Source organism: Actinomadura opuntiae, assembly GCF_030283205.1.
Lineage (GTDB): Bacteria > Actinomycetota > Actinomycetes > Streptosporangiales > Streptosporangiaceae > Spirillospora.
On sequence record NZ_JASNWF010000034.1, the window covers coordinates 46952 to 68755 of the forward strand.

Below are 21804 nucleotides of genomic sequence, written 5' to 3' on the forward strand. Positions count from 1 at the left end.
CGGGACTCCCCTCCCAAGTAACTGACTCGTCAGTTACTCTAGCGGAATGGACTTCGGTTTGAGCGAGCGGGCCCAGGAGCACCTCGGCCGCCTCCAGGACTTCATGGACAGCCACGTCTACCCGGCGGAGCCGGTCTACGCGGCCCAGCGGGCCGAGCTGCGCGCGCAGGGCCGCGAGCACCACGTCCCGCAGGTCGTGGAGGACCTGAAGGTCGAGGCGCGCAAGCGCGGCCTCTGGAACCTGTTCCTACCCGACAGCGAGGACCCCGCACACGGCCTGACGGTCACCGACTACGCCTCGCTGGCGGAGGTGACGGGCCGCTCCCCCAGCCTCGCGCCGGAGGCGACCAACTGCGCGGCCCCCGACACCGGCAACATGGAGGTGCTGCACCTGTTCGGCACGCCCGAGCAGAAGGAGCGCTGGCTGCGGCCGCTGCTGGACGGGGAGATCCGCAGCGCGTTCGCGATGACCGAGCCGGAGGTGGCGAGCTCGGACGCCACCAACATCTCCACCCGGATCGAGCGCGACGGCGACCACTACGTGATCAACGGGCGCAAGTGGTGGATCAGCGGCACCGCCGACCCGCGCTGCAAGATCATGATCGTGATGGGCAAGACCGACCCGGAGGGCCACCCCTACCGGCAGCAGTCGATGGTGCTGGTCCCCCTGGACGCGCCCGGCGTGGAGGTCGTCCGGCCGCTGCCCGTGTTCGGCTACCAGGACCAGCACGGCCACTGCGAGATCACCTTCACCGACGTCCGCGTGCCGGTGGAGAACCTCGTCGGCGAGGAGGGCGGCGGCTTCGCGATCGCGCAGGCGCGGCTCGGGCCCGGCCGCATCCACCACTGCATGCGCGCGATCGGGATGGCCGAGCGGGCGCTGGAGCTGATGTGCGAGCGCGCGGCGTCGCGGGTGGCGTTCGGCGGGCCGCTGGCCAAGCAGGGCGTGGTGCGCCAGCAGATCGCCGAGTCGCGGATGGCGATCGAGCAGGCCCGGCTGCTCACCCTCAAGACCGCGTGGCTGATCGACAAGCAGGGCGTGCAGGCGGCCCGGTCCGAGGTCGCGGCGATCAAGGTGATCGCGCCGCGGGTCGCGCTGGACGTCGTCGACCGGGCGATCCAGGTGCACGGCGGCGCCGGGGTCAGCGACGACACCCCGCTCGCCGCCATGTGGGCGGGGCTGCGCACCCTCCGCCTCGCCGACGGGCCGGACGAGGTGCACGTGCGCTCGGTCGCCCGCGCCGAGCTGGGCAGGTACCTCGGTAAATGACCGACGGCACGGGGGTCGCGGGACCGGCGGCACCGGGCGTGCGGCGGCGCATGCCGTACGCCCGGCGGCGCGAGCAGCTGCTCCAGGTGGCGCTGGCCGAGTTCGGCCGGCGCGGCTACCACCTGACGCAGATGGAGCACGTCGCCGCGGCGGCGCAGGTGTCCAAGGCGCTGCTCTACCAGCACTTCGCGTCCAAGGAGGAGCTGTTCGCCGAGGTGACGGAGGCGATCGTCACCGAGCTGACCGGCCGGCTCACGGAGGCGGTGCCCGCCGCGCACGGCACGGCGGGCGGCATCCGGGCGATGATCCGGGTGCTGTTCGACTACGCGACCGAGGAGCCGGACGCGTGGTCGCTGGTGGTCCGGCACCTCGACAAGCCGGAGGTCGGCCTGGAGCTGCGGGAGCTGCGCGACCGGCTCGGCACCGCGTTCGCCGACCTGCTGCTGCGCCGCCGCCGCGCCGACCCCAAGCTGTCGCCCGCCGCGCTCGAGGTGAACGAGCGGCGGGCGCGGCTGCTCGTCCCGCTGATGTACGGGTCGATGCTGTCGATGGTGTCGTGGTGGCTGGAGCACCCCGACACCTCGCGCGAGCGGGCCGAGCAGATGGCGGTGGAGTTCATCTGGCTGGGCCTGGACCGGCTGCGGACGGGCGAGCGCCTGCCCCGCGAGTGACGGTCGACCGACCGGAGGGCGGCGGCGGTCAGCCCGCGGCGACCGGCCGGCCGAAGACGTCGTCGCGGGCGAGGTCGAGCGCGGTGAGGACGGCGCCGCGCAGCACCGCGTCGCCGTCGTAGACGGCCGGGCGCACCACCGTGGCGGCGGGGCTCAGGGCGGCCAGCCGGGCGGCGACCAGGCCGGCGAGGCGGTCGCCGCCGCCGCGCCCGAGCGAGCCGCCGAGCACGAGCAGGCCCGGGTCCAGCACGGCGACCAGGGCGAACGCGCCTTCGGCGACGCGGTCGGCGAAGGTCTCGGCGTCCAGGTCCCCGGCGGACGCCAGGTCGACCAGGTCGCAGAACTCGGCGCCGCCGATCCGGAGCATCCCGACCTCGCCGGCGCCGCCGGACGCGCCGCGCCGCAGCCGGCCGTCCAGCACGATCGCGGCGCCGACGCCGTCGTCCAGCCACAGCAGAGCGAAGTCGCCGTGGCCGGCCGCGGCGCCGTCGCGGTGCTCGGCGACGGCGGCCAGGTTGACCTCGTTCTCGACGACCACCCGCGCGGTGGTCCGGTCCCGCAGCGCCTGGAGCAGGTCGGGGCGCCAGCCGGGTATGGCGCCGTCGGTCACCAGGCCGGTGCCCGGATGGATCAGACCGGGCGTGCCGACCACGATCGCGTGCAGTTCGATGCCGCCCGCGGTGCCGGCGACCGCCTCGTCGATCAGGGCGGGCAGGTCCGGGTGGTCCGGCAGCGGGCGGGAGGACGCACCGGCCGGGTTCCCGGCGAGGTCGGCGACCTCGACGTGCACCGCGTCCCGGCGCAGGTCGACCCCGGCGACGTGGGCGCGGCCGGCGACCAGGCCGTAGAGCCGGGCGTTCGGGCCGCGCCGGTCGGCGCCGGTCTCCCCGGTGACCTCGATCAGCCCGTCCGCGCGCAGCCGCTCGACCAGGTCGGACACCGTCGGCCGCGACAGCCCGGTCAGCGCGCGCAGCTGCGGCGCGGTGAGCGGGCCGCGCTCCAGCAGCAGGTCCAGGGCGAGCCGGTCGTTGATCGCGCGGGCCATCGTCGGGTCGGCGGTCTTCACGGGAGCCATCGTAGCCAGCGATACCGTGATATCGGCTTTTCATCAGGAAGCCTGCCTGTTAGTTTCTGTGGCCATGAGCCGTCCCCATCGCGCCATCGCCGCCGTCTTCGCCGTGCACGGCGCCGTCGCGGGCACCCTCGCGACCCGCATCCCGTGGATCCAGGACCATCTCCACCTCGGCGCCACGATGCTCGGGCTCGCCCTCCTGTGCCCCTCCATCGGCGCGTTCGCCACGATGCCGACCGCGAGCCGGATCGCCCACCGCATCGGGGAGCGCACCGCCACCCGCCTGCTGATCGCGTACTGGGCGGCGGTCGTCGCGCTGCCCGCACTCTCCCCCGCGCCCGGCTGGCTGTTCGCCGCGATGCTGCTATACGGCGTGGGCGCCGGGATGTCGGACGTGGTGATGAACGGGCACGCCGTGTCGGTGGAACGGCACCTGAAGCGGCCGATCATGTCGGGGCTGCACGGGCTGTGGGCCGTCGGCAGCCTCGCGGCCGGCGGCGTCGGGATCCTCGCCGCGCACGCCGGAGTGGACGCCCGCGTCCACCTCGGAGTCGTCGCGCTCGTCCTGCTGGCGGCGGGCGCCGTGGCGGGCCGCGGCCTCCTGCCCGACCGGGCGGACACCGGGGCCCCGCCGCCCCGCCGGTTCGCGCTGCCGAACCGGGCGATCGCGGTGATCGGCGTCGTCGGCTTCTGCGCCACGTTCGCCGAGGGCGCGAGCGCCGACTGGTCGGCGGTCTACCTCACCAAGGTCGTGGACGCGGGCCCCGGGCTCGCCGCCGCCAGCTACACGATCTTCATGGCGTGCATGGCGGCGACCCGGCTCGCCGGGGACCGCCTCGTCCGCCGGTTCGGTCCCGTGGCGGTCGTGCGCTGCGGCGGCGCGGTCGCCGTGCTCGGCGGCGTCCTGGTGGTGGTGGCGCGCAGCGCGGTGCCGGGCATCGCCGGGTTCGCGCTGCTCGGCGCCGGCGTCGCGACCGTCGTGCCGCTGGTGTTCGCGGCGGCCGGCAGTGCCGGGAACACCCCGGGCGAGGGCGTGGCGGGCGTCGCGACGATCACCTACCTGTCCGGGCTGACCGCGCCGGCGGTGACCGGCTGGGCGGCGGGCGCGCTGTCCTACCCGGCCGCGTTCGCGCTCATCACCTGCATCGCCGCGCCGACGGCGCTGTTCGCCGGCGCGCTGCGCCCGCGTCCCGCGGCGGTGGCGGCGCCCGCCGGACCGGCCGTCGAACCGCCCGTCCGGGAGCTGCGCCCCTGAGAGGCGGGCGCGGGCGGCGGGCAGTGCACCGGCACGCCGCGGTCTACGGCGGCCGGGCATGCGAAAGGCCGGGGACGGCGAACCGTCCCCGGCCTGTTCACGCTTTGGGCGCGGGCCTTACAGGGGGTAGACACCCTCGGCCTGCGGGCCCTTCTGGCCCTGGGTGATCTCGAAGCCGACGCGCTGGTTCTCGTCAAGGCTGCGGTAGCCGTTGGAGGTGATCGCCGAGTAGTGGACGAACACGTCCGGGCCGCCGCCGTCGGGGGCGATGAACCCGAAGCCCTTTTCGGCGTTGAACCACTTCACGGTGCCTTCGGCCATGATGTTCTCCTCTGGGTGAACGGAATCGCCGGCCGCCGGGCGGCGGCCGGGCTGCAAGCGGACTCATCTCACGTCCGCCCGGATCACCCGGAGCTGCAACGGAGAACGCCCTCGTCTTGAACTTCTGCGGGCGTTTCATAAAGCAAACGTTCGAGACTGCTTGGCCGCCGCGCCTGGCCGGTCGCGGCGACAGCAACGAACCTACCCCATACGGGCCCGGCTGGAACCCCGACACACCTAGGTCAGATCATCCAGTGCCTCGGCCGCGCGGTGGCAGTCGTGGAAGGTGCAGTACAGCGGCACGGGGGCGAGCCGCACGACGTCCGGCTCGCGCGCGTCGGCGACCACGCCGCGGGTCTCGGCGAGCCGCCGGACGAGCCCGCCGGCGCCGGGGACCCGCAGCGACAGCTGGCTGCCGCGCGCCGCCGGGTCGTCCGGAGTGATCACCTGGACGCCGCGCAGCGGCGCGAGCCGGGCCGCGAGGTAGCCGGTGAGCCGCTCGCTGCGTGCGCGCAGCGCGTCCATCCCGATCCGGTCGAAGATCTCCAGGGAGGCCAGCACCGGCGCCAGCGCGAGGATCGGCGGGTTGGACAGCTGCCAGGCGTCGGCGGAGGCGGGCGGCGCGATGTCGGGGTCCATCCGGAACCGGACCGACGGCTCGGTGCCCCACCAGCCCGCCAGCTTCGGCACCGACGGATCGGCGACGTGCCGCTCGTGGACGAAGCAGCCGGCGACCGCCCCCGGCCCGCTGTTGAGGTACTTGTAGGTGCACCAGGCGGCGAAGTCGACGTCCCAGTCGTGCAGCCGCAGCGGGACGTTCCCGGCGGCGTGCGCGAGGTCCCAGCCGACGACGGCGCCGGCGGCGCGGCCCGCCTTGGTGATCGCGGGCATGTCCATGAGCTGGCCGGTCAGGTAGTTGACGCCGCCGAGCATGAGGAGCGCGACGGTCCCGCCCTCGCGTTCGAGGAACGCCAGGACGTCCTCGGTGCGCAGGTTGTCCTCGCCGTCGCGGGGCCGCAGCCGCACGACGGTGGCGGCGGGGTCGAGCCCGTGGTGGATCGCCTGGCTGGCGACCGCATAGGAGTCGGACGGGAACGCCGAGTCCTCGATGACGATGCGGGTGCGGTCGCCGGAGGGCCGGTAGAAGCTCGCCATCATCAGGTGCAGGTTGACCGTCAGCGAGTTCATCGCGACGACCTCGTGCGGCAGGGCGCCGACGAGGCGGGCGGCGGGCTCGCGGAGCAGCTCGTGGTAGTCGACCCACGGGCGGCGTGCCTGAGTGTGGCCCTCGACGGCGAGCCGCGCCCAGTCGTCGAGCTCCTCGCGCAGGCGGCCCGCGACCGCCTTCGGCTGGAGGCCGAGGGAGTTGCCGGCGAAGTAGGCAGCCTCCGGGTACATTCCGCCGGGCGCGGGCGGGATGAGGAACTCCTCGCGCAGCGACGGCAGCGGGTCGGTCTCGTCCAGGCGCAGCGCCTCGCGCTCCCTGGCCTCCCGCTCGGCGCTCACGACGCGCTCCCCGCGATCGCAGTGTCGGCGACGCCGGTATCGGCGGCGGGGACGGCGGTCGTGGGCGCGAAGAACGCCTGCGCGTTGCCGCCGAGCAGCTTGGCGCAGTCGGCGTCGTCCAGGCCGGGGCACGCCCGGATCGTCGCGCCCGGCTCCTGCTCGCCGAGCGGGAACGGGTAGTCGGTGCCCAGCATGACGTGGTCGGCGCCCATCACCTCGACCAGCAGCCGGAGCGCGCGCGGGTCGAACACGGCGGAGTCGACGAAGAACCGGTCGGTGTACTCCGACGGCGGTCGCGGCGAGTCGGCGCGGACGATGTCGCGCCTGTGCCAGGCGTTGTCGGCCCGTCCGAGCGTGAAGGCGAGGCTGCCGCCGCCGTGGCAGAAGCACAGCCGCAGCGACGCGGGGATCCGCTCGAACGCGCCGGACAGCATCAGCCCGAGGATGCTCAGCTGCGTCTCGGCGGGCATGCCCGACAGCCACGGAAGCATGTGGCCCTGCATCCGGTCGGCGCCGAGCATGTCCCACGGGTGCGCGAGCACGGGCAGGCCGATCCGCGCGCAGTGCGCGAGGAACTCGACGATGCCGGGGTCGTCCAGGTTGCGGTCTCCGACGTGGTTGCCGATGTGCACGCCGCGGTGCCCGGCCGCCGCTGCGCGCGTCGCGACCTCGCAGGCGAGCGCCGGGTCCTGGAGCGGGACCTGGCAGAGCGGCAGCAGCCGGTCCGGCGCGTCCGCGCAGAAGGCGAGGATGCGGTCGTTGACCAGGTCGCACCAGTCGGCGGCGCGGGACGGATCGGCCGCGTACCCGAACATCAGCGGGGTGGACGAGACGGCCTGGACGTCGACGCCGGCGGCGTCCATGTCGGCCACCCGCCGCACGGGGTCCCACAGCCCCTCCTCGACCGGCCGGTACTCCCGGTCGCCGCTCATCATCATGCCGGTGCCGTCGCCGTGGACGCGCAGCCAGGGCTCGCCGTCGTCGGTGAGGACCCGGCCCTCGGCGCGGCCGAGCCGGGGGAAGACATGGGCGTGGACGTCGATGACTGTCACTGGAGCTCCGTCGAACGCGAGGGGGTCAGGCGCGCGGCGCCGTCTTCGGGACCATGGATTCGGGCCACCTGCGGCCCGGGTGGACGGCGCCGCAGTTCGGGCACTTGCGATCGCTGCCGTAGAAGCCCTCGAAGGCGGGCGGCAGGTCGTCCACGATCGAGCGGACCTGGAGTTCGGCGCGGTGCAGGAGGTGGTGGCACTCGGTGCAGTACCACTCGAACGCCTCCGTGAGCCCCTCCGGCCGCGGGATCTCCACCACCAGGCCGATCGAGCCCTCCTCGGGCCGCTGCGGGGAGTGCCGCACGTGCGGGGGCAGCAGGAACACGTCGCCCTCGTTGATCTGCAGGTCCGTGGGCGGCCTGCCCTCCTCCTCCATGACGCGCAAGACCATGTTGCCCTTGAGTTGGTAGAAGAACTCCTCGGTCGGGTCGTCGTGGAAGTCGGTGCGCTGGTTCGGCCCGCCGACCACCATGACGATCAGCCCGGCGTCGTCGAACACCTGGACGTTCCCGACCGGCGGCTTGAGCAGGTCGCGGTGCTCGTCGATCCACGCCTCGAAGTTGAAGGGGCGTCCGAACGTCAGCTGCGGCAGGGTCATGCTCCGGCCTCCTCGCCGTTGCGTGGGATGTGGGCGACGCACGAGATCTCGATGAGCAGGTGCGGGTGGGGCAGTTGGTGGACCGCGACGGTGGTGCGGGCCGGGCCGGTCTCGTCGAAGTGCTCGCCGTAGACCTCGTTGTAGCCGCCGAAGTCGTTCATGCTCACCAGGTAGGTGGTGACGCTGACGACGTCGGACAGCCCTCCCCCGGCGGCCTCCAGCAGGTCGGCGATGTTCTCGATGACCGCGCGGGTCTGCTCGCGGATGTCGAGGTCGGTGACGCCCATCGGGTCGGCGCTCGCGCCGGCGAACGTGCCGTCGGGCCGCCGCGAGCTGGTGCCGGACACGAACACGAAGTCGCCGGCCCGCTTGACGTGGGGGAACCGCCCGCGCGGCTTGGCCTTGCCCTGGACGAGGATCGCGTCGCTCACCGGGTCGTCACCTCCACGGCGCCGAGGCCGGCGCCGGTGACGCGGACGTGGGCGTCCTTAGGTAGCGGGACGGCTGCGGTCGCGGCGCCCGCCAGCACCACCCAGCCGGGCTCCAATGCCATCCCGGCGCCGAGCGCGAGGCGGGCGGCGGCGCGCAGCGACCGGGCCGGGTCGCCGAGGATCGCGGCGGACGATCCGGTCTGCACCGGCCGCCCGTCGATCTCCATCAGCAGCCCGACGTTGGACAGGTCGCGCGGCTCATGCCAGGCGCCGAACCCGTACAGTGCGGCGGAGGCGTTGTCGGCGATCACGTCCGGGAGGGTGAACTTGAAGTCCTCGTAGCGCGAGTCGAGGATCTCGAACCCGACGGCGACGCCCGCCACGGCCGACTCGACCTCGGCGACCGAGCGGACCTCGCGGCCGATCAGGTACACGATCTCCGGCTCGATGCGCGGATGGATGAGGTTCGACAGGTCCGCCGACTCACCGGCCTGCATCCCGTCGGTGAGCAGGCCCCAGATGACGTCGTCGACACCCATCTGGACCATCTTCGCGCGGCTGGTGAAGCCCATCTTGACGCCGGAGAACCGCTCCCCGCGCCGGATCCGGTGCTCGACCATCTCGCGCTGCACCGCGTAGGCGGTCGGCACGTCGAGCGGCGCGGCGTCGCTGAGCTTCGGGATCGCGCGGACGTCGCGGACGGCGTCGTCCAGCGTCGCGGCGAGCGCGTGCACGTCAACGGTCACGATTCCTCCCCGTCCTGGTCGGTACGGCCGAAGGCGACGCGGACGTCGCCGAGGCCGTCGATGCGGGCTTCGAACACGTCGCCGGGCGCGGCGGGAACGACCGGGCCGAGAGCGCCGGTCAGCACCGTGTCACCGGCGCGCAGCGGGCGCCCGACGCGGGCGAGGGTGTCGGCGAGCCACAGCGCGGCGTTCAGCGGGTGGCCGAGGCACGCGGCGCCGGTGCCGCTGGACAGCTGCTCGCCGCGCCGCTCCAGCACCATCCCGCACAGCCGCAGGTCCACGTCCTCGAGCCGGACGGGCCGGTTGCCCAGCGCGTACATGCCGGACGAGGCGTTGTCGGCGACGGTGTCGGCGAGCGTGATGTCCCAGTCGCGGATGCGGCTGCCGACGATCTCGATGGCCGGCAGCGCGAATGCCGTCGCGCGGATCAGGTCGGCGACGGTGTGCCGCTCGTGGGTCAGGTCGTGCTCCAGGACGAGCGCGACCTCCGCCTCGACGCGCGGCTGCAGGACGGTTCCGGCCGGGATCTCGTCGCCGTCCGGGACGGCCATGTCGGCGTACAGCATCCCGAAGTCGGGACTGTCGACGCGCATCTGCTGCTGCACGGCGCGGGAGGTGAGGCCGATCTTGCGGCCGGACAGCCGCCGCCCCTCCCCCAGCCACCGCTCGGTCATCCGGTCCTGCACGGCGTAGGCGTCGTCGGCGGTCGCGATGAGGTCGCGGACGGGCTCGCAGGGGACGCCCGAGGCGTAGGCGCCGAGGATGCGCTCGGCCGCCGCGTCGATGTCGCTGGTCACTTGGCTCGCTCTCAGATCTGGATGCACACGTTGACGGGCTCGGAGAAGAAGTCCAGTGAGTACTCTCCCCCTTCGCGGCCGATCCCGGAGGCCTTGACGCCGCCGAAGGGCGTGCGGAGGTCGCGCAGGTTCCAGCAGTTGACCCAGACGATGCCGGTCTCCACCTTCGGCGCGACGCGGTGCGCCCGGGACAGGTCGCGGGTCCACACGGTGGAGGCGAGGCCGTAGGGGCTGTCGTTGGCGAGCCGGAGCGCCTCGTCCTCGGTGTCGAACGGCGCGACGTGGCAGACCGGCCCGAAGATCTCCTCGCGGACGGTCCGGGCCGTCTCGGGGAGCCCGGTCAGGACGGTCGGCTCGACGTGGAAGCCGCCGTCGCGCTCGTCGCCGAACGACGGCGCGCCGCCGCCCGCCACCACGGTCGCGCCCTCCTCGCGGGCGAGCCGGTAGTACGACAGCACCTTGTCGCGGTGCGCGGCGGAGATCATCGGGCCGTAGTCCGCGAGTTCCCTGGCGCGCGCGCCGAGCCGTTCGACGAAGTCGTCGAAGACGGGGCGTTCGACGTAGACGCGCTCGGTGCACAGGCAGATCTGCCCGGAGTGGGTGAAAGACGAGCGGACCGTGCCGTCGACGGCGGCGTCGAGGTCGGCGTCGGCGAACACCAGCGCCGGGTTCTTGCCGCCGAGCTCGAACGAGACCGGTGTGACGTGGTCGGCGGCGTTGCGCATGATCGCCGACCCGGTCGCGGACTCGCCGGTGAAGGCGATGGCGTCGACGCCCGGATGCCCGGTGAGGAACTCCCCGGCCGCGCCGGGGCCGTGCCCGTGCACCAGGTTGAACGCGCCCGCCGGCAATCCCGCCTGGTCGATGACCTGAGCGAGCAGCGTCGCGGTGGACGGCGTCTCCTCCGACGGCTTGACGACGACCGCGTTCCCGGCGGCGAGCGCCGGCGCGACCTTCCAGGTCATCAGCAGCAGTGGCAGGTTCCAGGGCGAGATGATCGCGACGACGCCGAGCGGCCGCCGCACCGTGTAGTTCAGGGCCTGCCCGCCGCCGGCGCTCCAGCCCGGGACCTGCGTGGTGTAGGCGCGCTCGGGCCGCCCGTACAGCAGGTCGGCGTAGGCGCGGAAGTTGCCGATGGCGCGGGGCACGTCGACGGTCTCGGCGAACGCGCGCGGACGGCCGGTGTCGGCGATCTCGGCGTCCACGAACTCGGCGAACCGCGCCTGGATCCCGTCGGCGATGCGGCGCATCGCGGCGGCCCGCTCCTCGACGCCGGCCGCGCCCCAGGGTCCGCGCAGCGCCTCGCGCGCAGCCGCCACCGCGTCGTCGACGACCTCGCGCGGCGCCTCCGGGACGGCGCCGATCTCCGCGCCGTCCGCGGGCGAGATCAGCGGGAAGGCCGGTCCGTCCGAACGGAACACGCCGCCGACGTAGTGCTCAGCCTTCATCCCGCTCCTCCATGACGCGACCTGCCCCGACGGTCAGATCCTCCGCCCGGACAGCTATGCCTTGCAAATACCAAAGATCCGCAGAGCTATTACGATGCTGTGATATCAAGGCGGCATGCGTGCGATCGACCTGCTCAACGGGCGGCTCAAGCTGCGGCACCTGGTCCTCGTCGTCGCCATCGCCGACCAGGGCAGCGTGCTGCGCGCCGCCGAGCACCTGCGGCTGGCGCAGCCCGCGGTGACGCGCAGCCTGCGCGAGGTCGAGCACATCCTCGGCGTCGAGCTGTTCACCCGCGGCCCGCGCGGCGTGACGCCGACGATGTTCGGGGAGGCGTTCGTCGAGCACGCCCGGGCCGTGCTGGCCGAGCTGCGCCGCGCCGGCGAGCGGATCAGCGGCCTGGCCGACGGCGAGGTCGGCACCGTCACCATCGGCACCCTGCTGGCCGGCTCGAACGTGCTGCTGCCGCGCGCGATCGCGGCGCTGAAGAAGGACCGCCCCGGCATCACCGTGATCGTCCAGGAGGCCACCTTCGACGCGCAGGTGCCGCGGCTGCTGGACGGCGAGATCGACCTGATCCTCGGCCGCCTCAACCCCATCGGCGACCTGCGCGGACTGCGCCAGATCACGCTGTACGGCGAGCCGATCCGGCTGGTCGCCCGGCACGGCCATCCGGCCCGGTCGCGCGCCGGGCTCTCCCTCGCCGACCTGCTCGACTACCCGTGGGTGCTGCCGCTGGAGCAGACCGCGCTGCGCGCCGAGCTGGAGCAGGTGTTCCGCGCCGGGGGGCTGGAGCCGCCCGGCGACCTGGTGGAGTGCACGTCGGTGCTGACCGTCCGGACGCTGGTCCGCGATACCGACATGATCGCCGCGCTGCCGCAGCTGGTCGCCGAGACCGACGCCGACATCGCGCCGCTGCCGGTGCCGCTGGAGACCGTCCGCCGCCAGGTCGGCGTCACGCTGCCCGCGCACCGCGCGCCGACGCCGTCGGCCCGGCTGATGCTGGACCACCTGCGCCGCGAGGCCACGAAGATCGCGGCGGCCTGATCACAGCGAGCCGACCAGGCCCAGCAGCGCCTTGAAGGGCGCCGAAGCCGGATCGGCGAGGTCGAGCACCACGTCGAAGTGGTCGCGGTCCGGCACGACCATCGCCTCTCCCGCGCCCCACAGCGGCGCGAACGTCCGCGACTGCTCCACGAACCCGGCGCCGTCGTGCTCGGCGACCGCGACGACCGCCGGGCAGCGCCGCTCGCACGGCAGCAGCGCCGGGCTGAGCGCCGCCGCGCGCTCCACGTCCAGCTTCACGTACTCGTTGACGTAGACACGGGTGATCGGGCGGATGTCGAACAGCCCGCTGAACGGCATGGCCGCCTTCACCACGTCCTCGGGGAGCCCGAACTCCTCCTGCCAGCCGCCGACCATCGTCATGCCGGTGAGATGCCCGCCGGCGGAGCTGCCGCCGACCACGATCCGCTCGGGGTCGAGGCCGTGCTCGCGGCCGTGCCGGTGCACCCAGGCGATGGACGCGCGCACCTGCCGGACGATCTCCTCCAGCGTCGCCTTCGGCGCGAGCGTGTAGTCCGGCACCACCGTGGCGATGCCGTGCTCGTGGAGCGCGCGCGCCATGAACGACGAATCCGCCCGCGACAGCGCCATCCAGTAGCCACCGTGCAGGAACACGAACACCGGCCGCAGGCCGTCGTCGTCGACGCCCCACACGTCGAGCCGCTCGCTGCTTGCCTCGTCGTAGACGATCCCCGGGTGGCCGGGCAGCCCCTGCACGGCCGCCTCCGACTCGGCCCGGTAGCGGACCATGTGCCGCTCGAAGAGCTCAGGCCCGGCCTTGCGCCGCACGTTGTAGGCGACATCCAGTTCCTCGTCGCTCAGCTCGCTGCCCGGCCAGTCGTTCACGTCGACCACGACCACCCACCCCTCCCCGGTCCGCCCCAGCCTCCCGCCACCGCGCCGGATCGATCAAATACCGGTCTCGTCCTCCGCTATGACCATCGCGCTATGCCCATACCGGCTCGGCCGACTCCGCGACCCGGCCGTCCGCCCCGAAGACCATCGAGGACGACGGGACCGGGGAGGTGTCGTCCTCGCCCATGGTCAGCGTCGGAGCGCACCTGCCCGGGCAGACGGTGCTCGTCCGCTCGTACTCCAAGTCGCACGGCCCTGACCTGCGCATCGCCGTGATCGGCGGCGCGGCCGAACCGGTGGAGCGCGTCCGCGTCCTGCGCAGCTTCGGCACCGGCTGGACGAGCCGCATCCTGCAGGACGCGCTGGCGCACCTGCTGACCGATCCGGCGGCCGTCGCGGCCGTCGCCCGGGCTCGCGCCGCCTACGCGGAACGCCGTGAAAGCCTGGCGTCCGCCCTCGCGGAACGCGGCGTCGCCACCGGGAACCGGGACGGGCTCATGCTGTGGGTCCCGGTCGCCGACGAGTCCGCCGCGCTGGTCACGCTCGCGGCGCACGGGGTCGCCGCCGTCCCGGGCAGCCGGTACCAGATCGTCCCGGCCGGCGCCCATGTCCGGATCGCGACCAGCCGCCTCCCCGACGCCCCGCTCAGCGTCGCGGAGCTGGCCGACCTCATGGCACTGGCGGCGCGTCCTCACTGACCGGTGCCGGGACGAGCCCGGGAAGGTCCCCGGCGTGCGTCTGGAGGTAGGCGGCCAGCGTCTCCGGGATGAGGTCGACCGACGCCAGGCCCGCTGGCGTGCACGGGAAGCGGTCGACGTCGTACCGGCCCTTGGACGGGTCGTCGAACTCGGGGCCGTGCCGCAGCGACAGGTCCATTGTGAGGAGCCGGCAGACGTAGAAGACGTTGAGGCGATGCAGTTCAGGAGTCTGCTCGGCGCACGCGAACACCTGCCGGACGGGACCTGCGGTGGCGCCGAGCTCCTCGTCCAGCTCCCGGCGCAGCGCCTCCTCCGGCCCGGCGTCGGTCGGCTCGATCTTGCCGCCGGGGGTCGTCCAGTAGACGGCGCGACCGGGCACGGTGCGGCGCAACAGGACCAGGTCGCCGCCGTCCAGCAGCAGCGCGCGGACGGCCCGCCGGACGCGGGGCGCGGGTTCGCCGATCATGAGTTGAGGTAGGCGAGGACGGCCAGGACGCGGCGGTGCCCGCTGTCGGTGGGCGGCAGGCCGAGCTTGGCGAACACCGCGCCGATGTGCTTGCTGACCGACCGCTCGGTGATGACGAGGGTGGTCGCGATCGTCGCGTTGTCGAGGCCCTGCGCCATCAGCCCGAGCACCTCGCGTTCGCGCGGCGTGAGGGCCTGGAGCGGGTCGCTGCGGGAGGTCATCAGCTGGGAGACGACCTCGGGGTCCAGGGCGGTGCCGCCGGCGGCGACCCGGGCGAGCGCGTCGAGGAACTCGCCGACCCGGCTGACGCGGTCCTTGAGCAGGTAGCCGACGCCCTCCGCGCCGCCCGACAGCAGCTCGGCGGCGTAGGTCTCCTCCACGTACTGCGACAGCACCAGCACCGGCAGCCCGGGGATCCGCTTGCGGGCCTCGATGGCGGCGCGCAGCCCCTCGTCCCGGAACCCGGGCGGGAGCCGCACGTCCAGCACGGCGGCGTCGGGCCGGTGCTCCAGCAGGGCGGGCAGCACCTCCGGGCCGCTGCCGGCGACCGCGGCGACCTCGTGCCCGTCGGAGGTCAGCAGCAGTACCAGGCCCTCGCGCAGCAGCACGTTGTCCTCGGCGATCACGATCCGCACGGCAGGTCCGCTTCCAGCGTGGTCCCTCCCCCGTCGGGGCTGTCGATGCGGGTGGTCCCGTCGAGCGCGGCCACCCGGCGGCGGATGCCGGCCAGGCCGCTGCCGCGGCCCGCGTCGGCCCCGCCCTTGCCATCATCGCGCACCCTGATCAGCAGCCGGGCCCCTTCGCGGCGGACGGTGACCGACGCGGTGCGGGCGCCGCTGTGCTTGGCGATGTTGGTGAGCGCCTCCGCGACGACGAAGTAGGCGGCGGCCTCGACGGCGGCGGGCGCGCGGCCGGCCCCGTCGAGGTCCATCTCGACCGGGGTGTGCTGCCCGGCGGCGAGCGCGCGCACCGCCCCGGCCAGGCCCCGGTCGGACAGGATCGGCGGGTACACGCCGCGGATGACGGTCCGCAGCTGGGTCAGCGCCTCCTCCACGCCGTCCCGGGCCTGGAGGAACAACGTGCGGGCGGCGTCCGGGTCGGTCTCGAATCGGCGGTCGGCGAGGCCGAGCCGCAGCGCGACGGCGACGAGCTGCGCCTGCGTCCCGTCGTGCAGGTCCCGCTCGATGCGGCGCAGCTCGGCGCCGTGCGCCTCCAGCGCCTCGGCGCGGGTCTCGGTGAGCTCCTCGACCCGTTCGGTCAGGCTGGTGCGGCGGGTGGGCCGCAGCAGCAGCTCCGCGAGCCGGGCCTGCCAGCGCACGCACCGCGGCACCAGCCACAGCAGCAGCACCAGGTCCAGGGCCGCCTGGAGGAACGGCAGCGTGAGCGCCTGCGGCCAGGTGTTCAGGTCCACGAACGCCGACACCGAACCCTTGGGCGCGGCCCACCACCACAGCGGTATCGACGCCGTGTACGGGATCGCCGGCCAGAGCCCGACGGCCATCACCGCCAGGACAAGGCCGGTGTATCCGTTCGCCACCATCCACGCGATGTCGCGCCACAGGGCGGGCGACCGGACGATCCGGCGGGCCTCCCCCAGGCCGGAGTCGTTGCGGGGCTGGTACGGCTCGGGGATCTCGCGGCCGAGCACCTCGCCGGCCCGGCGACGTTCGGCGTTCGCAAGCGCGCGCAGCGGTTTCACCGCGTCCGGAAGCCATGGAAGCGCGACGACCAGCAGCGCGAGGAACAAGAGCAGGGGCGCCAGCCCGAACAGCGCGGGGACGGAGATGCGCAGTGCGGCCACCAGCCGCCCGGTCGCATCCGCGCTGCGCCGCAGCGCACCTGTCACGCTCATCTGTGCCCTTGTCATGTCGTCTCACCGCACACGCTATGTGAGCGCGTCGCGCTGCGCACCGGGGTCGGCACCCATGCCGATGGTGTAGCCCGCTACACCATCGATCGGGGAGTGCGCCCCGATGTGCCCGGCCTGCTCCGGAACCTAGGTTCGTCCTGGTGAGAGCGGGTTTTCCACGGAGGGCGAGCATGACGACGATGACGGCCGAGGCGACCGCGGTGGCGGTGCGCCTGGAGTCGGTCACCAAGTCCTACGGCGCGGTGCGGGCGCTGGACGAGGTCACCTGGACGTTCCCCCGCGGCGGGTTCACGGCCGTGATGGGGCCGTCCGGCTCGGGCAAGAGCACGTTCCTGCACTGCGCGTCAGGGCTGGACCGGCCGACCGCCGGGACGGTCCGGATCGCCGGCACCGACCTCGGCCGGCTCGGCGAGGCGAAGCTGACCCGGCTGCGCCGCGAACGGATCGGGTTCGTGTTCCAGGCGTTCAACCTGATCCCGTCCATGGACGTGGAGCAGAACATCACGCTGCCGCTGCGGCTCGGCGGGACCGAGCCGGACCCGGCGTGGCTGGAGGAGGTGGTGCACCGGGTCGGGCTGGGCGACCGGCTGCGGCACCGCCCGGCGGAGCTGTCGGGCGGGCAGCAGCAGCGCGCCGCCGTCGCCCGCGCCCTGATCACCCGTCCCGAGGTGGTGTTCGCCGACGAGCCGACCGGCGCGCTCGACCCCCGGTCGGCCCGCGGGGTGCTGCGGCTGCTGCGCGAGGCGGCGGACGTGACCGGGCAGACGGTCGTGCTGGTCACCCACGACCCGGTGGCCGCGGCGACCGCCGACTCGGTGCTGTTCCTCAGCGGCGGACGGATCGTCGACGAGTTGTCCGCGCCGTCCGTCGCGGCCGTGCTGAACCGCTGGGAGTCGCTGTGAAGAGGATCGAGGGCAAGGGCGCGTTCGCGGGCGTCTTCGCGGCACTGCTGTTCGCGGCGGTGCTGGTCGGGGCCTGCGGGGTGCTGCTGGAATCGGCGCTGCTGGCGCACGCGCCGGTGGACCGGTACGCCGCCGCGGACGCTGTCGTGACGGGCCCGCAGAAGGTCACGCAGCGGATGAAGCGGGTCGGCGACGACCCGGAGCAGCAGAGCAGGCCCCTCGCCGAGCGCGCCCGGGTCCCGGTCGCGGCGGCCGGGCCGCTGCGCGCGGTGCCGGGCGTGCGGGCGGTGGTCGCGGACGTGTCGTTCCCCGTCCTGACGTCCACCGGGCGTGCGGTGACGGGCCACGGCTGGGACTCGGCCGCCCTGCGCCCCTACCAGCTGAGCGAGGGACGGGCGCCGCGGCGTCCGGACGAGGTGGTGCTGAGCCGGTCGGCCGGTGTCCGGCCGGGCGCGGCCGTGCGGTTGCAGGCCGGCGGGACGCCCCGCCCGTACCGGGTCACCGGGCTGGTGTCGTCCGGACCGGCAGCGGCGTTCTTCACCACCGGCACGGCGATGGCGCTCAACGGGCACCCCGGCCGGGCCGATGCCCTGGCCGTGCTCGCCGACGGGAAGCCGGACGCCGACGCGCTGCGCAAGGCGGCCCCCGGCCTGACGGTCGCCACCGGTTCGGCGCGCGGCGACGCCGAGGACCGCGCCGTCGCGTCGGCCCGTCCCGACATCGTGGAGATCGCCGGATCGTTCGGCGGCGTCGCCGTGATGACGGCGCTGGTCGTCGTCGGCGGGCTGGTCGTGCTGTCGGTGCGGGAGCGGGGCCGGGAGTTCGCGCTGCTGCGCGCGGTCGGCGCGACGCCCTGGCAGGTGCGGGGACGGCTCGTCCGCGAGACCGCGCGGGCGGCGGTCCCGGCCGGGCTGATCGGCGGTGTCGTGTCCCTCGGCGCGGGCGCCGCGATGCACGCCGCCATGATCCGCAAGGGCGTGCTGCCCGACGGGTTCGGGCTCTCGCTCACGCCGCTTCCGGCGCTGGCCGCGCTCGCCGTCACCGTCCTCGCCGCGACCGTGTCCGCGCTGCTCGCCTCGCTGCGGATCTCCCGGATCCGGCCGGTGCAGGCCCTTGGCGAGTCGGCCGCCGAACCTGCGAAGCTCCCCCGCTGGCGCGTCATCACCGGCGTCGTGCTCCTCGTCGCCGGCGCGAACGCGCTCGGCGTCTCGACGGTCACGTCCGGGCCGACCGCGAGCGCCTCGCTCGGCGGGCTGGTCATGGCGCTGATCGTCGCGGTCGCGCTGCTCGGGCCGCTGCTGGCGCGGCTCGGTGAGCGGGTGCTGGGCCGTGCCGCCGCCGCGCTGTCCCCGGTCGCCGGGCGGCTGGCCCGGCACGCGGCCGGCGCCGCCGCGCTGCGCGCCGGCTCGATCATGACGCCGGTCGCGCTGGCCGTCGCGTTCGCGGGCGTGCAGCTGTTCGCGCAGTCCACGGTCGTCCACGCGACCGCCGCGCAGTTCGCCGACGGGAACCGCGCCGACCAGGTCATCGTGGCGGACGGCCCGGGCCTTCCGCAGGGCGCGGCGGACGCGGCGCGGCGCGTCCCCGGCGTCACCGCCGCGACGCCCGTCAAGAGCACCACGGTCGTCATGGCGGTGAAGGAGCTGGGCGAGAAGAACCTGCGGTCGCTGGGCGCCCAGGGCGTCGGCGCGGACGCCGCCGCCACCATGGACCCGAAGGTCGCCTCCGGCGGGCTCGCCGCGCTGCACGGCACCGCGGTCGCGCTCAGCCGGGACGTCGCGGGCGGGCTCCACGTCGGCTCCACCACCCCGCTGTGGCTGGGCGACGGCACCCGGATCGACGCCCGCGTCGTGGCGGTTTACCAGCGGGGACTCGGCTTCGGCGACGTCCTGCTCCCCCACGACCTGGTCGCCGCGCATTCGTCCACGCCCCTCGACGGCCATGTCCTCGTCCGCGGGCACGCCGACCTGCGGCCGGTCACCGCCGCGTACCTGGGTGCACGGACCGTCGACCGCGACGCCTTCGGCGCGCGGCTGTCGGACGAGACGAGGCTGCAGGGCTTCGTCAGCTACGTCGTGGTCGGCGCGATCGCCGGGTTCATCCTCATCGGGCTCGTCACGACGCTGGCGCTGGCGACGGCCGCGCGGCGCCGCGAGTTCGCCCTGCTGCGGCTCGTCGGCGCGACCCGCCGGCAGGTGCTGCGGATGCTGCGGCTGGAGGCCCTCATCGTGCTCGGCACCGGCGCCGCCGCCGGATCCCTCATCGTCGCGGTGGTCATCCCCGCGTTCGCGACCGCCGTCACCGGGCTGCCGCTGCCCGCGATCTCCCCGCTGACCTGCGCGGCGATCCTCGCGACCGTGGCGGGCTCGGGCGCCGCCGCCGTCCTGCTGCCCGCCCGCGCCATGCTCCGCCGGCGCACCTCCCCGAAGATCTCCTGAAAGGCGCGCACCATGAACGACACCGGCACCGGCAACACCGTCCGCTGGACCGTCTTCGGCCTGCTGCTGGCCGTCAACGTCATCGCCAACATCACGCTGAAGGGCACCTGGCCGGAGATTCCGATCAGCGTCCTGACCGGACTCGGCGCCGTCGCGGTCGTCCTCGACTTCCTCATCCGCGGCCGCCGCCGGGAACGCTGAGCAGGGACGCCGCGCCGCCCGGGCGGACCGAACCCTCCGGCTCGTCCCCCGGGCGGACCGCACCGCCGTTACCATCTCGGAGTGCCAAGATCCCGTTGGCATGCTCTGTACCGGAACGGCGTGAAATGGATGATGTCGAGATCCGGCGGCACCTGCCGGGCAACCTCCCGCAGCTGTTCGCCGACGGCGCGGACGGCGCCGGCCCGGGCGCAGACGGCGCCTCCGAGCGGACGCTGTCGGTCTCGCTGCCCGAGGGCGACGTGGTGTGGCCGGACCCCGGCTACCCGCAGCGGTCGCTGCTCATGCGCCCCGCGTTCTGGCTGAGCGACGAGCCCGTGCACGGCGAGCTGTGGTCCCGGCTGCGCGCCGAGCACTCCCGGTCCGGCCTGTGGCCGCTGCTGCTGGACGAGACCGACCAGCCCTGGGCGTCCGGGCAGATCGCGCCCGAGCCCGTCACGGAGATCGGCAACTACTCGCCCGACGCGTTCCTGTACGAGGTCTGGGCCGACTGGGCGGAGCAGGCGGGCGACGACGACCACGACGACCTCGCCCCGTTCGGGCGGCACTGTCCTGGCCCGGCCCCCGCCGGGACCCTGCTGGACGACCCGGACGCCGTCGCCGACCGGTACGCCCGGACCCTCGGCGTGCGCGGCCCGTCCCTCGGCCTGGTCGCGGTGGACCGCGGCGCCGACGCGATCGCCGCGGTCGGCTGGCAGGGCGCGCTCAACCACAACGAGTGGACCGCGCCGCTCGCCGCCGTCCTGCGCAGCTGGGAGGACCGGTTCGGCGCCCGCGTCGTCGGGCTCGGGTTCAACACCCTGGAGCTGAGCGTCGCCGCGCCCCCCGTCACCACCCGGCACGCCGTGCACGTCGCCGCCGAGCACTGGGCGTTCTGCCCGGACATCCTCTTCCAGGGCCCCGGCACCCTCGCCGGCTACGCCGAGGAGATCCGCGGCAAGACGTACTGGTCGTTCTGGTGGGACTAGGGGCCCGCGGCCCTTCGGCGCGGTACCGGCGGCACACGCCGATGCCCGGGGACGCGCGTCCCGATATTACCTATTCGGGGTCTTAGCAGCTGTTTTGTGACCATTGGGGCGGTGATGCCGAAGGAGACGGCTTTGGACGGGGGCGCCGACGATGACCGAAACACAGGAGAAGACCGAAGAGCGGCACGGCCTGACCGATGACCTGCCGCTCGACGAGCTCAAGGACGCCGGCCAGGAGGTGGTGCGGGCCCTGATGGTCAAGGGACTGCACGGCGCCACCCACATGGTCCGCGACCTGACCGAGAAGCTCGGCGACGGCAGCGGAGACGGGAACGGGGACGGCGGCGGCACCGGCGCGAAGATGGCCGCCCGGGGCGCGCAGAAGCTCGCCGAGGGCCGGTCCCCGCTGCGGGCCGGGCTCAGCGCCGGGATGACCGGTGCCAAGGAGACCGTCAAGAACGTGTTCGGCGGCGGTGGCGACGGCGGCGGCGCGAGCGGCGGTGACGAGGCCAAGGCCGTCACGATCGTCGAGGAGTTCGACGTCGGCCTGCCGCTGCGGACCGCCTACGACCAGTGGACCCGGTTCGCCGACTATCCGAGCTTCACCAGCAAGGTGGAGAACGTCGAGCAGGAGTCCGACGAGAAGATCAAGTGGCGGGCCCGGATCTTCATGTCCCACCGGAACTGGGAGTCCACGATCACCGAGCAGGTCCCCGACGACCGCATCGTCTGGAAGTCGGAGGGCGACAAGGGATACGTCGACGGCGCGGTCACCTTCCACCGGATCGCGCCCACCCTGACGCGCGTGCTCCTGGTGGCCGAGTACCACCCGGACGGCTTCTTCGAGAAGACCGCGAACCTGTGGCGGGCGCAGGGCCGCCGACTGCGCCTGGACTTCAAGCACATCAAGCGGCACATGATGACCAGGGCGATCCTCGAACAGGACGACATCGAGGGCTGGCGCGGGGAGATCCGCGACGGAGAGGTCGTCAAGACCCACGAGGACGCGCTCAAGGAAGAGAGCCAAGCGCACGACGGCGGCGACTCCGAGAACGGCACCGCGGCGCACGAGGGGGACGATGCCGACGCCGGGCAGGCCGAGGAGAAGTCCGAATCGAGCTGACACCGCCAGCCCGAGGCCACCACCGGCCGCGCCCG

The 21804-nt window shown here is 74.0% G+C and carries 23 protein-coding genes; 10 read left to right on the plus strand and 13 right to left on the minus strand.

Annotated features, from left to right (window positions below):
• The first annotated feature begins 46 nt into the window (after positions 1-46).
• Positions 47-1270, plus strand: a complete 1224-nt coding sequence (locus tag QP089_RS44780; RefSeq protein WP_285920682.1) for an acyl-CoA dehydrogenase family protein — start codon at positions 47-49, stop codon at positions 1268-1270.
• Entirely contained in the window at positions 1267-1941 is a 675-nt protein-coding gene (locus QP089_RS44785) for a TetR/AcrR family transcriptional regulator (protein ID WP_285920683.1), read from the plus strand. Before QP089_RS44780 ends, QP089_RS44785 begins: the two co-directional genes overlap by 4 nt.
• 28 nt (positions 1942-1969) lie before the next feature.
• Here QP089_RS44785 and QP089_RS44790 read toward each other — a convergent pair whose 3' ends face one another.
• The gene (locus QP089_RS44790) at positions 1970-3007 is read right to left on the minus strand and encodes an ROK family transcriptional regulator (RefSeq protein ID WP_285920684.1); all 1038 of its coding nucleotides are present in this window, start codon (positions 3005-3007) and stop codon (positions 1970-1972) included.
• 73 nt (positions 3008-3080) lie between these two features.
• On the opposite strand from QP089_RS44790, the gene QP089_RS44795 reads away from it, so the two are divergent.
• Positions 3081-4268: an MFS transporter gene (locus QP089_RS44795; RefSeq protein WP_285920685.1), complete on the plus strand. Its 1188-nt coding sequence runs from the start codon at positions 3081-3083 to the stop codon at positions 4266-4268.
• Positions 4269-4385: 117 nt separating this feature from the next.
• On the opposite strand, the gene QP089_RS44800 is transcribed toward QP089_RS44795, so the two are convergent.
• The 8 genes from QP089_RS44800 to QP089_RS44835 form a co-directional block, all read right to left on the minus strand.
• The gene (locus tag QP089_RS44800; RefSeq protein WP_285920686.1) at positions 4386-4589 is read right to left on the minus strand and encodes a cold-shock protein; all 204 of its coding nucleotides are present in this window, start codon (positions 4587-4589) and stop codon (positions 4386-4388) included.
• 237 nt (positions 4590-4826) lie between these two features.
• The gene (gene kynU / locus QP089_RS44805) at positions 4827-6095 is read right to left on the minus strand and encodes a kynureninase (RefSeq protein WP_285920687.1); all 1269 of its coding nucleotides are present in this window, start codon (positions 6093-6095) and stop codon (positions 4827-4829) included.
• Positions 6092-7147, minus strand: a complete 1056-nt coding sequence (locus QP089_RS44810) for an amidohydrolase family protein (protein ID WP_285920688.1) — start codon at positions 7145-7147, stop codon at positions 6092-6094. Before QP089_RS44810 ends, kynU begins: the two co-directional genes overlap by 4 nt.
• 25 nt (positions 7148-7172) lie before the next feature.
• Complete coding sequence (locus QP089_RS44815; RefSeq protein WP_285920689.1) at positions 7173-7745, minus strand: 3-hydroxyanthranilate 3,4-dioxygenase; 573 nt, start codon at positions 7743-7745, stop codon at positions 7173-7175.
• Positions 7742-8176, minus strand: coding sequence for a RidA family protein (locus QP089_RS44820; protein ID WP_285920690.1), 435 nt, complete (start codon positions 8174-8176; stop codon positions 7742-7744). Before QP089_RS44820 ends, QP089_RS44815 begins: the two co-directional genes overlap by 4 nt.
• Positions 8173-8922, minus strand: a complete 750-nt coding sequence (locus QP089_RS44825; protein WP_285920691.1) for a 2-keto-4-pentenoate hydratase — start codon at positions 8920-8922, stop codon at positions 8173-8175. The genes QP089_RS44820 and QP089_RS44825 overlap by 4 nt, the downstream gene beginning before the upstream one ends.
• On the minus strand, positions 8919-9719 hold the full coding sequence (locus tag QP089_RS44830; RefSeq protein ID WP_285920692.1) for a 2-keto-4-pentenoate hydratase: 801 nt from the start codon (positions 9717-9719) through the stop codon (positions 8919-8921). Before QP089_RS44830 ends, QP089_RS44825 begins: the two co-directional genes overlap by 4 nt.
• A gap of 11 nt (positions 9720-9730) precedes the next feature.
• Complete coding sequence (locus QP089_RS44835) at positions 9731-11167, minus strand: 2-hydroxymuconic semialdehyde dehydrogenase (RefSeq protein ID WP_285920693.1); 1437 nt, start codon at positions 11165-11167, stop codon at positions 9731-9733.
• Positions 11168-11282: 115 nt separating this feature from the next.
• Between QP089_RS44835 and QP089_RS44840 the strand changes: the two genes are divergently transcribed.
• The gene (locus QP089_RS44840) at positions 11283-12212 is read left to right on the plus strand and encodes a LysR substrate-binding domain-containing protein (RefSeq protein WP_285920694.1); all 930 of its coding nucleotides are present in this window, start codon (positions 11283-11285) and stop codon (positions 12210-12212) included.
• Here QP089_RS44840 and QP089_RS44845 read toward each other — a convergent pair whose 3' ends face one another.
• Positions 12213-13091 carry an alpha/beta hydrolase gene (locus tag QP089_RS44845; protein ID WP_285920695.1) on the minus strand — a complete coding sequence of 293 codons (879 nt, stop codon included), beginning with the start codon at positions 13089-13091 and terminating at the stop codon, positions 12213-12215.
• 179 nt (positions 13092-13270) lie between these two features.
• Between QP089_RS44845 and QP089_RS44850 the strand changes: the two genes are divergently transcribed.
• Positions 13271-13783 (plus strand): aminotransferase class I/II-fold pyridoxal phosphate-dependent enzyme, encoded by a 513-nt coding sequence (locus tag QP089_RS44850; RefSeq protein ID WP_285920696.1) that lies wholly within the window; start codon positions 13271-13273, stop codon positions 13781-13783.
• On the opposite strand, the gene QP089_RS44855 is transcribed toward QP089_RS44850, so the two are convergent.
• Genes QP089_RS44855 through QP089_RS44865 form a run of 3 tightly spaced genes read right to left on the minus strand, consistent with a single transcriptional unit; the run spans position 13755 to position 16101 of the window.
• The gene (locus QP089_RS44855; protein ID WP_285920697.1) at positions 13755-14249 is read right to left on the minus strand and encodes an NUDIX domain-containing protein; all 495 of its coding nucleotides are present in this window, start codon (positions 14247-14249) and stop codon (positions 13755-13757) included. The genes QP089_RS44850 and QP089_RS44855 overlap by 29 nt on opposite strands.
• The gene (locus QP089_RS44860) at positions 14246-14884 is read right to left on the minus strand and encodes a LuxR C-terminal-related transcriptional regulator (RefSeq protein WP_285920698.1); all 639 of its coding nucleotides are present in this window, start codon (positions 14882-14884) and stop codon (positions 14246-14248) included. Before QP089_RS44860 ends, QP089_RS44855 begins: the two co-directional genes overlap by 4 nt.
• Positions 14872-16101, minus strand: a complete 1230-nt coding sequence (locus tag QP089_RS44865; protein ID WP_285920699.1) for a sensor histidine kinase — start codon at positions 16099-16101, stop codon at positions 14872-14874. The genes QP089_RS44860 and QP089_RS44865 overlap by 13 nt, the downstream gene beginning before the upstream one ends.
• Positions 16102-16289: 188 nt before the next feature.
• Here QP089_RS44865 and QP089_RS44870 point away from each other — a divergent pair, with 188 nt between their 5' ends.
• The 5 genes from QP089_RS44870 to QP089_RS44890 all read left to right on the plus strand — a co-directional run bounded on the left by QP089_RS44870 (position 16290) and on the right by QP089_RS44890 (position 21769).
• Positions 16290-17021: an ABC transporter ATP-binding protein gene (locus QP089_RS44870; protein WP_446474144.1), complete on the plus strand. Its 732-nt coding sequence runs from the start codon at positions 16290-16292 to the stop codon at positions 17019-17021.
• Positions 17018-19459 carry an ABC transporter permease gene (locus QP089_RS44875; protein WP_285920700.1) on the plus strand — a complete coding sequence of 814 codons (2442 nt, stop codon included), beginning with the start codon at positions 17018-17020 and terminating at the stop codon, positions 19457-19459. Before QP089_RS44870 ends, QP089_RS44875 begins: the two co-directional genes overlap by 4 nt.
• A gap of 12 nt (positions 19460-19471) precedes the next feature.
• Positions 19472-19660: a hypothetical protein gene (locus QP089_RS44880; RefSeq protein ID WP_285920701.1), complete on the plus strand. Its 189-nt coding sequence runs from the start codon at positions 19472-19474 to the stop codon at positions 19658-19660.
• Between the two features lie 125 nt (positions 19661-19785).
• The gene (locus tag QP089_RS44885) at positions 19786-20646 is read left to right on the plus strand and encodes a DUF4253 domain-containing protein (protein ID WP_285920702.1); all 861 of its coding nucleotides are present in this window, start codon (positions 19786-19788) and stop codon (positions 20644-20646) included.
• A gap of 151 nt (positions 20647-20797) precedes the next feature.
• Positions 20798-21769 carry an SRPBCC family protein gene (locus QP089_RS44890; protein WP_285920703.1) on the plus strand — a complete coding sequence of 324 codons (972 nt, stop codon included), beginning with the start codon at positions 20798-20800 and terminating at the stop codon, positions 21767-21769.
• Positions 21770-21804: the final 35 nt, after the last annotated feature.

Bases quoted from the DNA above. Each gene is read 5' to 3' on its own strand.
- QP089_RS44780 (WP_285920682.1), top strand. From the start codon at position 47: ATGGACTTCGGTTTGAGCGAGCGGGCCCAGGAGCACCTCGGCCGCCTC.
- QP089_RS44785 (WP_285920683.1), top strand. From the start codon at position 1,267: ATGACCGACGGCACGGGGGTCGCGGGACCGGCGGCACCGGGCGTGCGG.
- QP089_RS44795 (WP_285920685.1), top strand. From the start codon at position 3,081: ATGAGCCGTCCCCATCGCGCCATCGCCGCCGTCTTCGCCGTGCACGGC.
- QP089_RS44800 (WP_285920686.1), bottom strand. From the start codon at position 4,589: ATGGCCGAAGGCACCGTGAAGTGGTTCAACGCCGAAAAGGGCTTCGGG.
- QP089_RS44815 (WP_285920689.1), bottom strand. From the start codon at position 7,745: ATGACCCTGCCGCAGCTGACGTTCGGACGCCCCTTCAACTTCGAGGCG.
- QP089_RS44835 (WP_285920693.1), bottom strand. From the start codon at position 11,167: ATGAAGGCTGAGCACTACGTCGGCGGCGTGTTCCGTTCGGACGGACCG.
- QP089_RS44840 (WP_285920694.1), top strand. From the start codon at position 11,283: ATGCGTGCGATCGACCTGCTCAACGGGCGGCTCAAGCTGCGGCACCTG.
- QP089_RS44850 (WP_285920696.1), top strand. From the start codon at position 13,271: ATGGTCAGCGTCGGAGCGCACCTGCCCGGGCAGACGGTGCTCGTCCGC.
- QP089_RS44855 (WP_285920697.1), bottom strand. From the start codon at position 14,249: ATGATCGGCGAACCCGCGCCCCGCGTCCGGCGGGCCGTCCGCGCGCTG.
- QP089_RS44865 (WP_285920699.1), bottom strand. From the start codon at position 16,101: ATGAGCGTGACAGGTGCGCTGCGGCGCAGCGCGGATGCGACCGGGCGG.
- QP089_RS44870 (WP_446474144.1), top strand. From the start codon at position 16,290: ATGACGACGATGACGGCCGAGGCGACCGCGGTGGCGGTGCGCCTGGAG.
- QP089_RS44880 (WP_285920701.1), top strand. From the start codon at position 19,472: ATGAACGACACCGGCACCGGCAACACCGTCCGCTGGACCGTCTTCGGC.
- QP089_RS44885 (WP_285920702.1), top strand. From the start codon at position 19,786: ATGGATGATGTCGAGATCCGGCGGCACCTGCCGGGCAACCTCCCGCAG.
- QP089_RS44890 (WP_285920703.1), top strand. From the start codon at position 20,798: ATGACCGAAACACAGGAGAAGACCGAAGAGCGGCACGGCCTGACCGAT.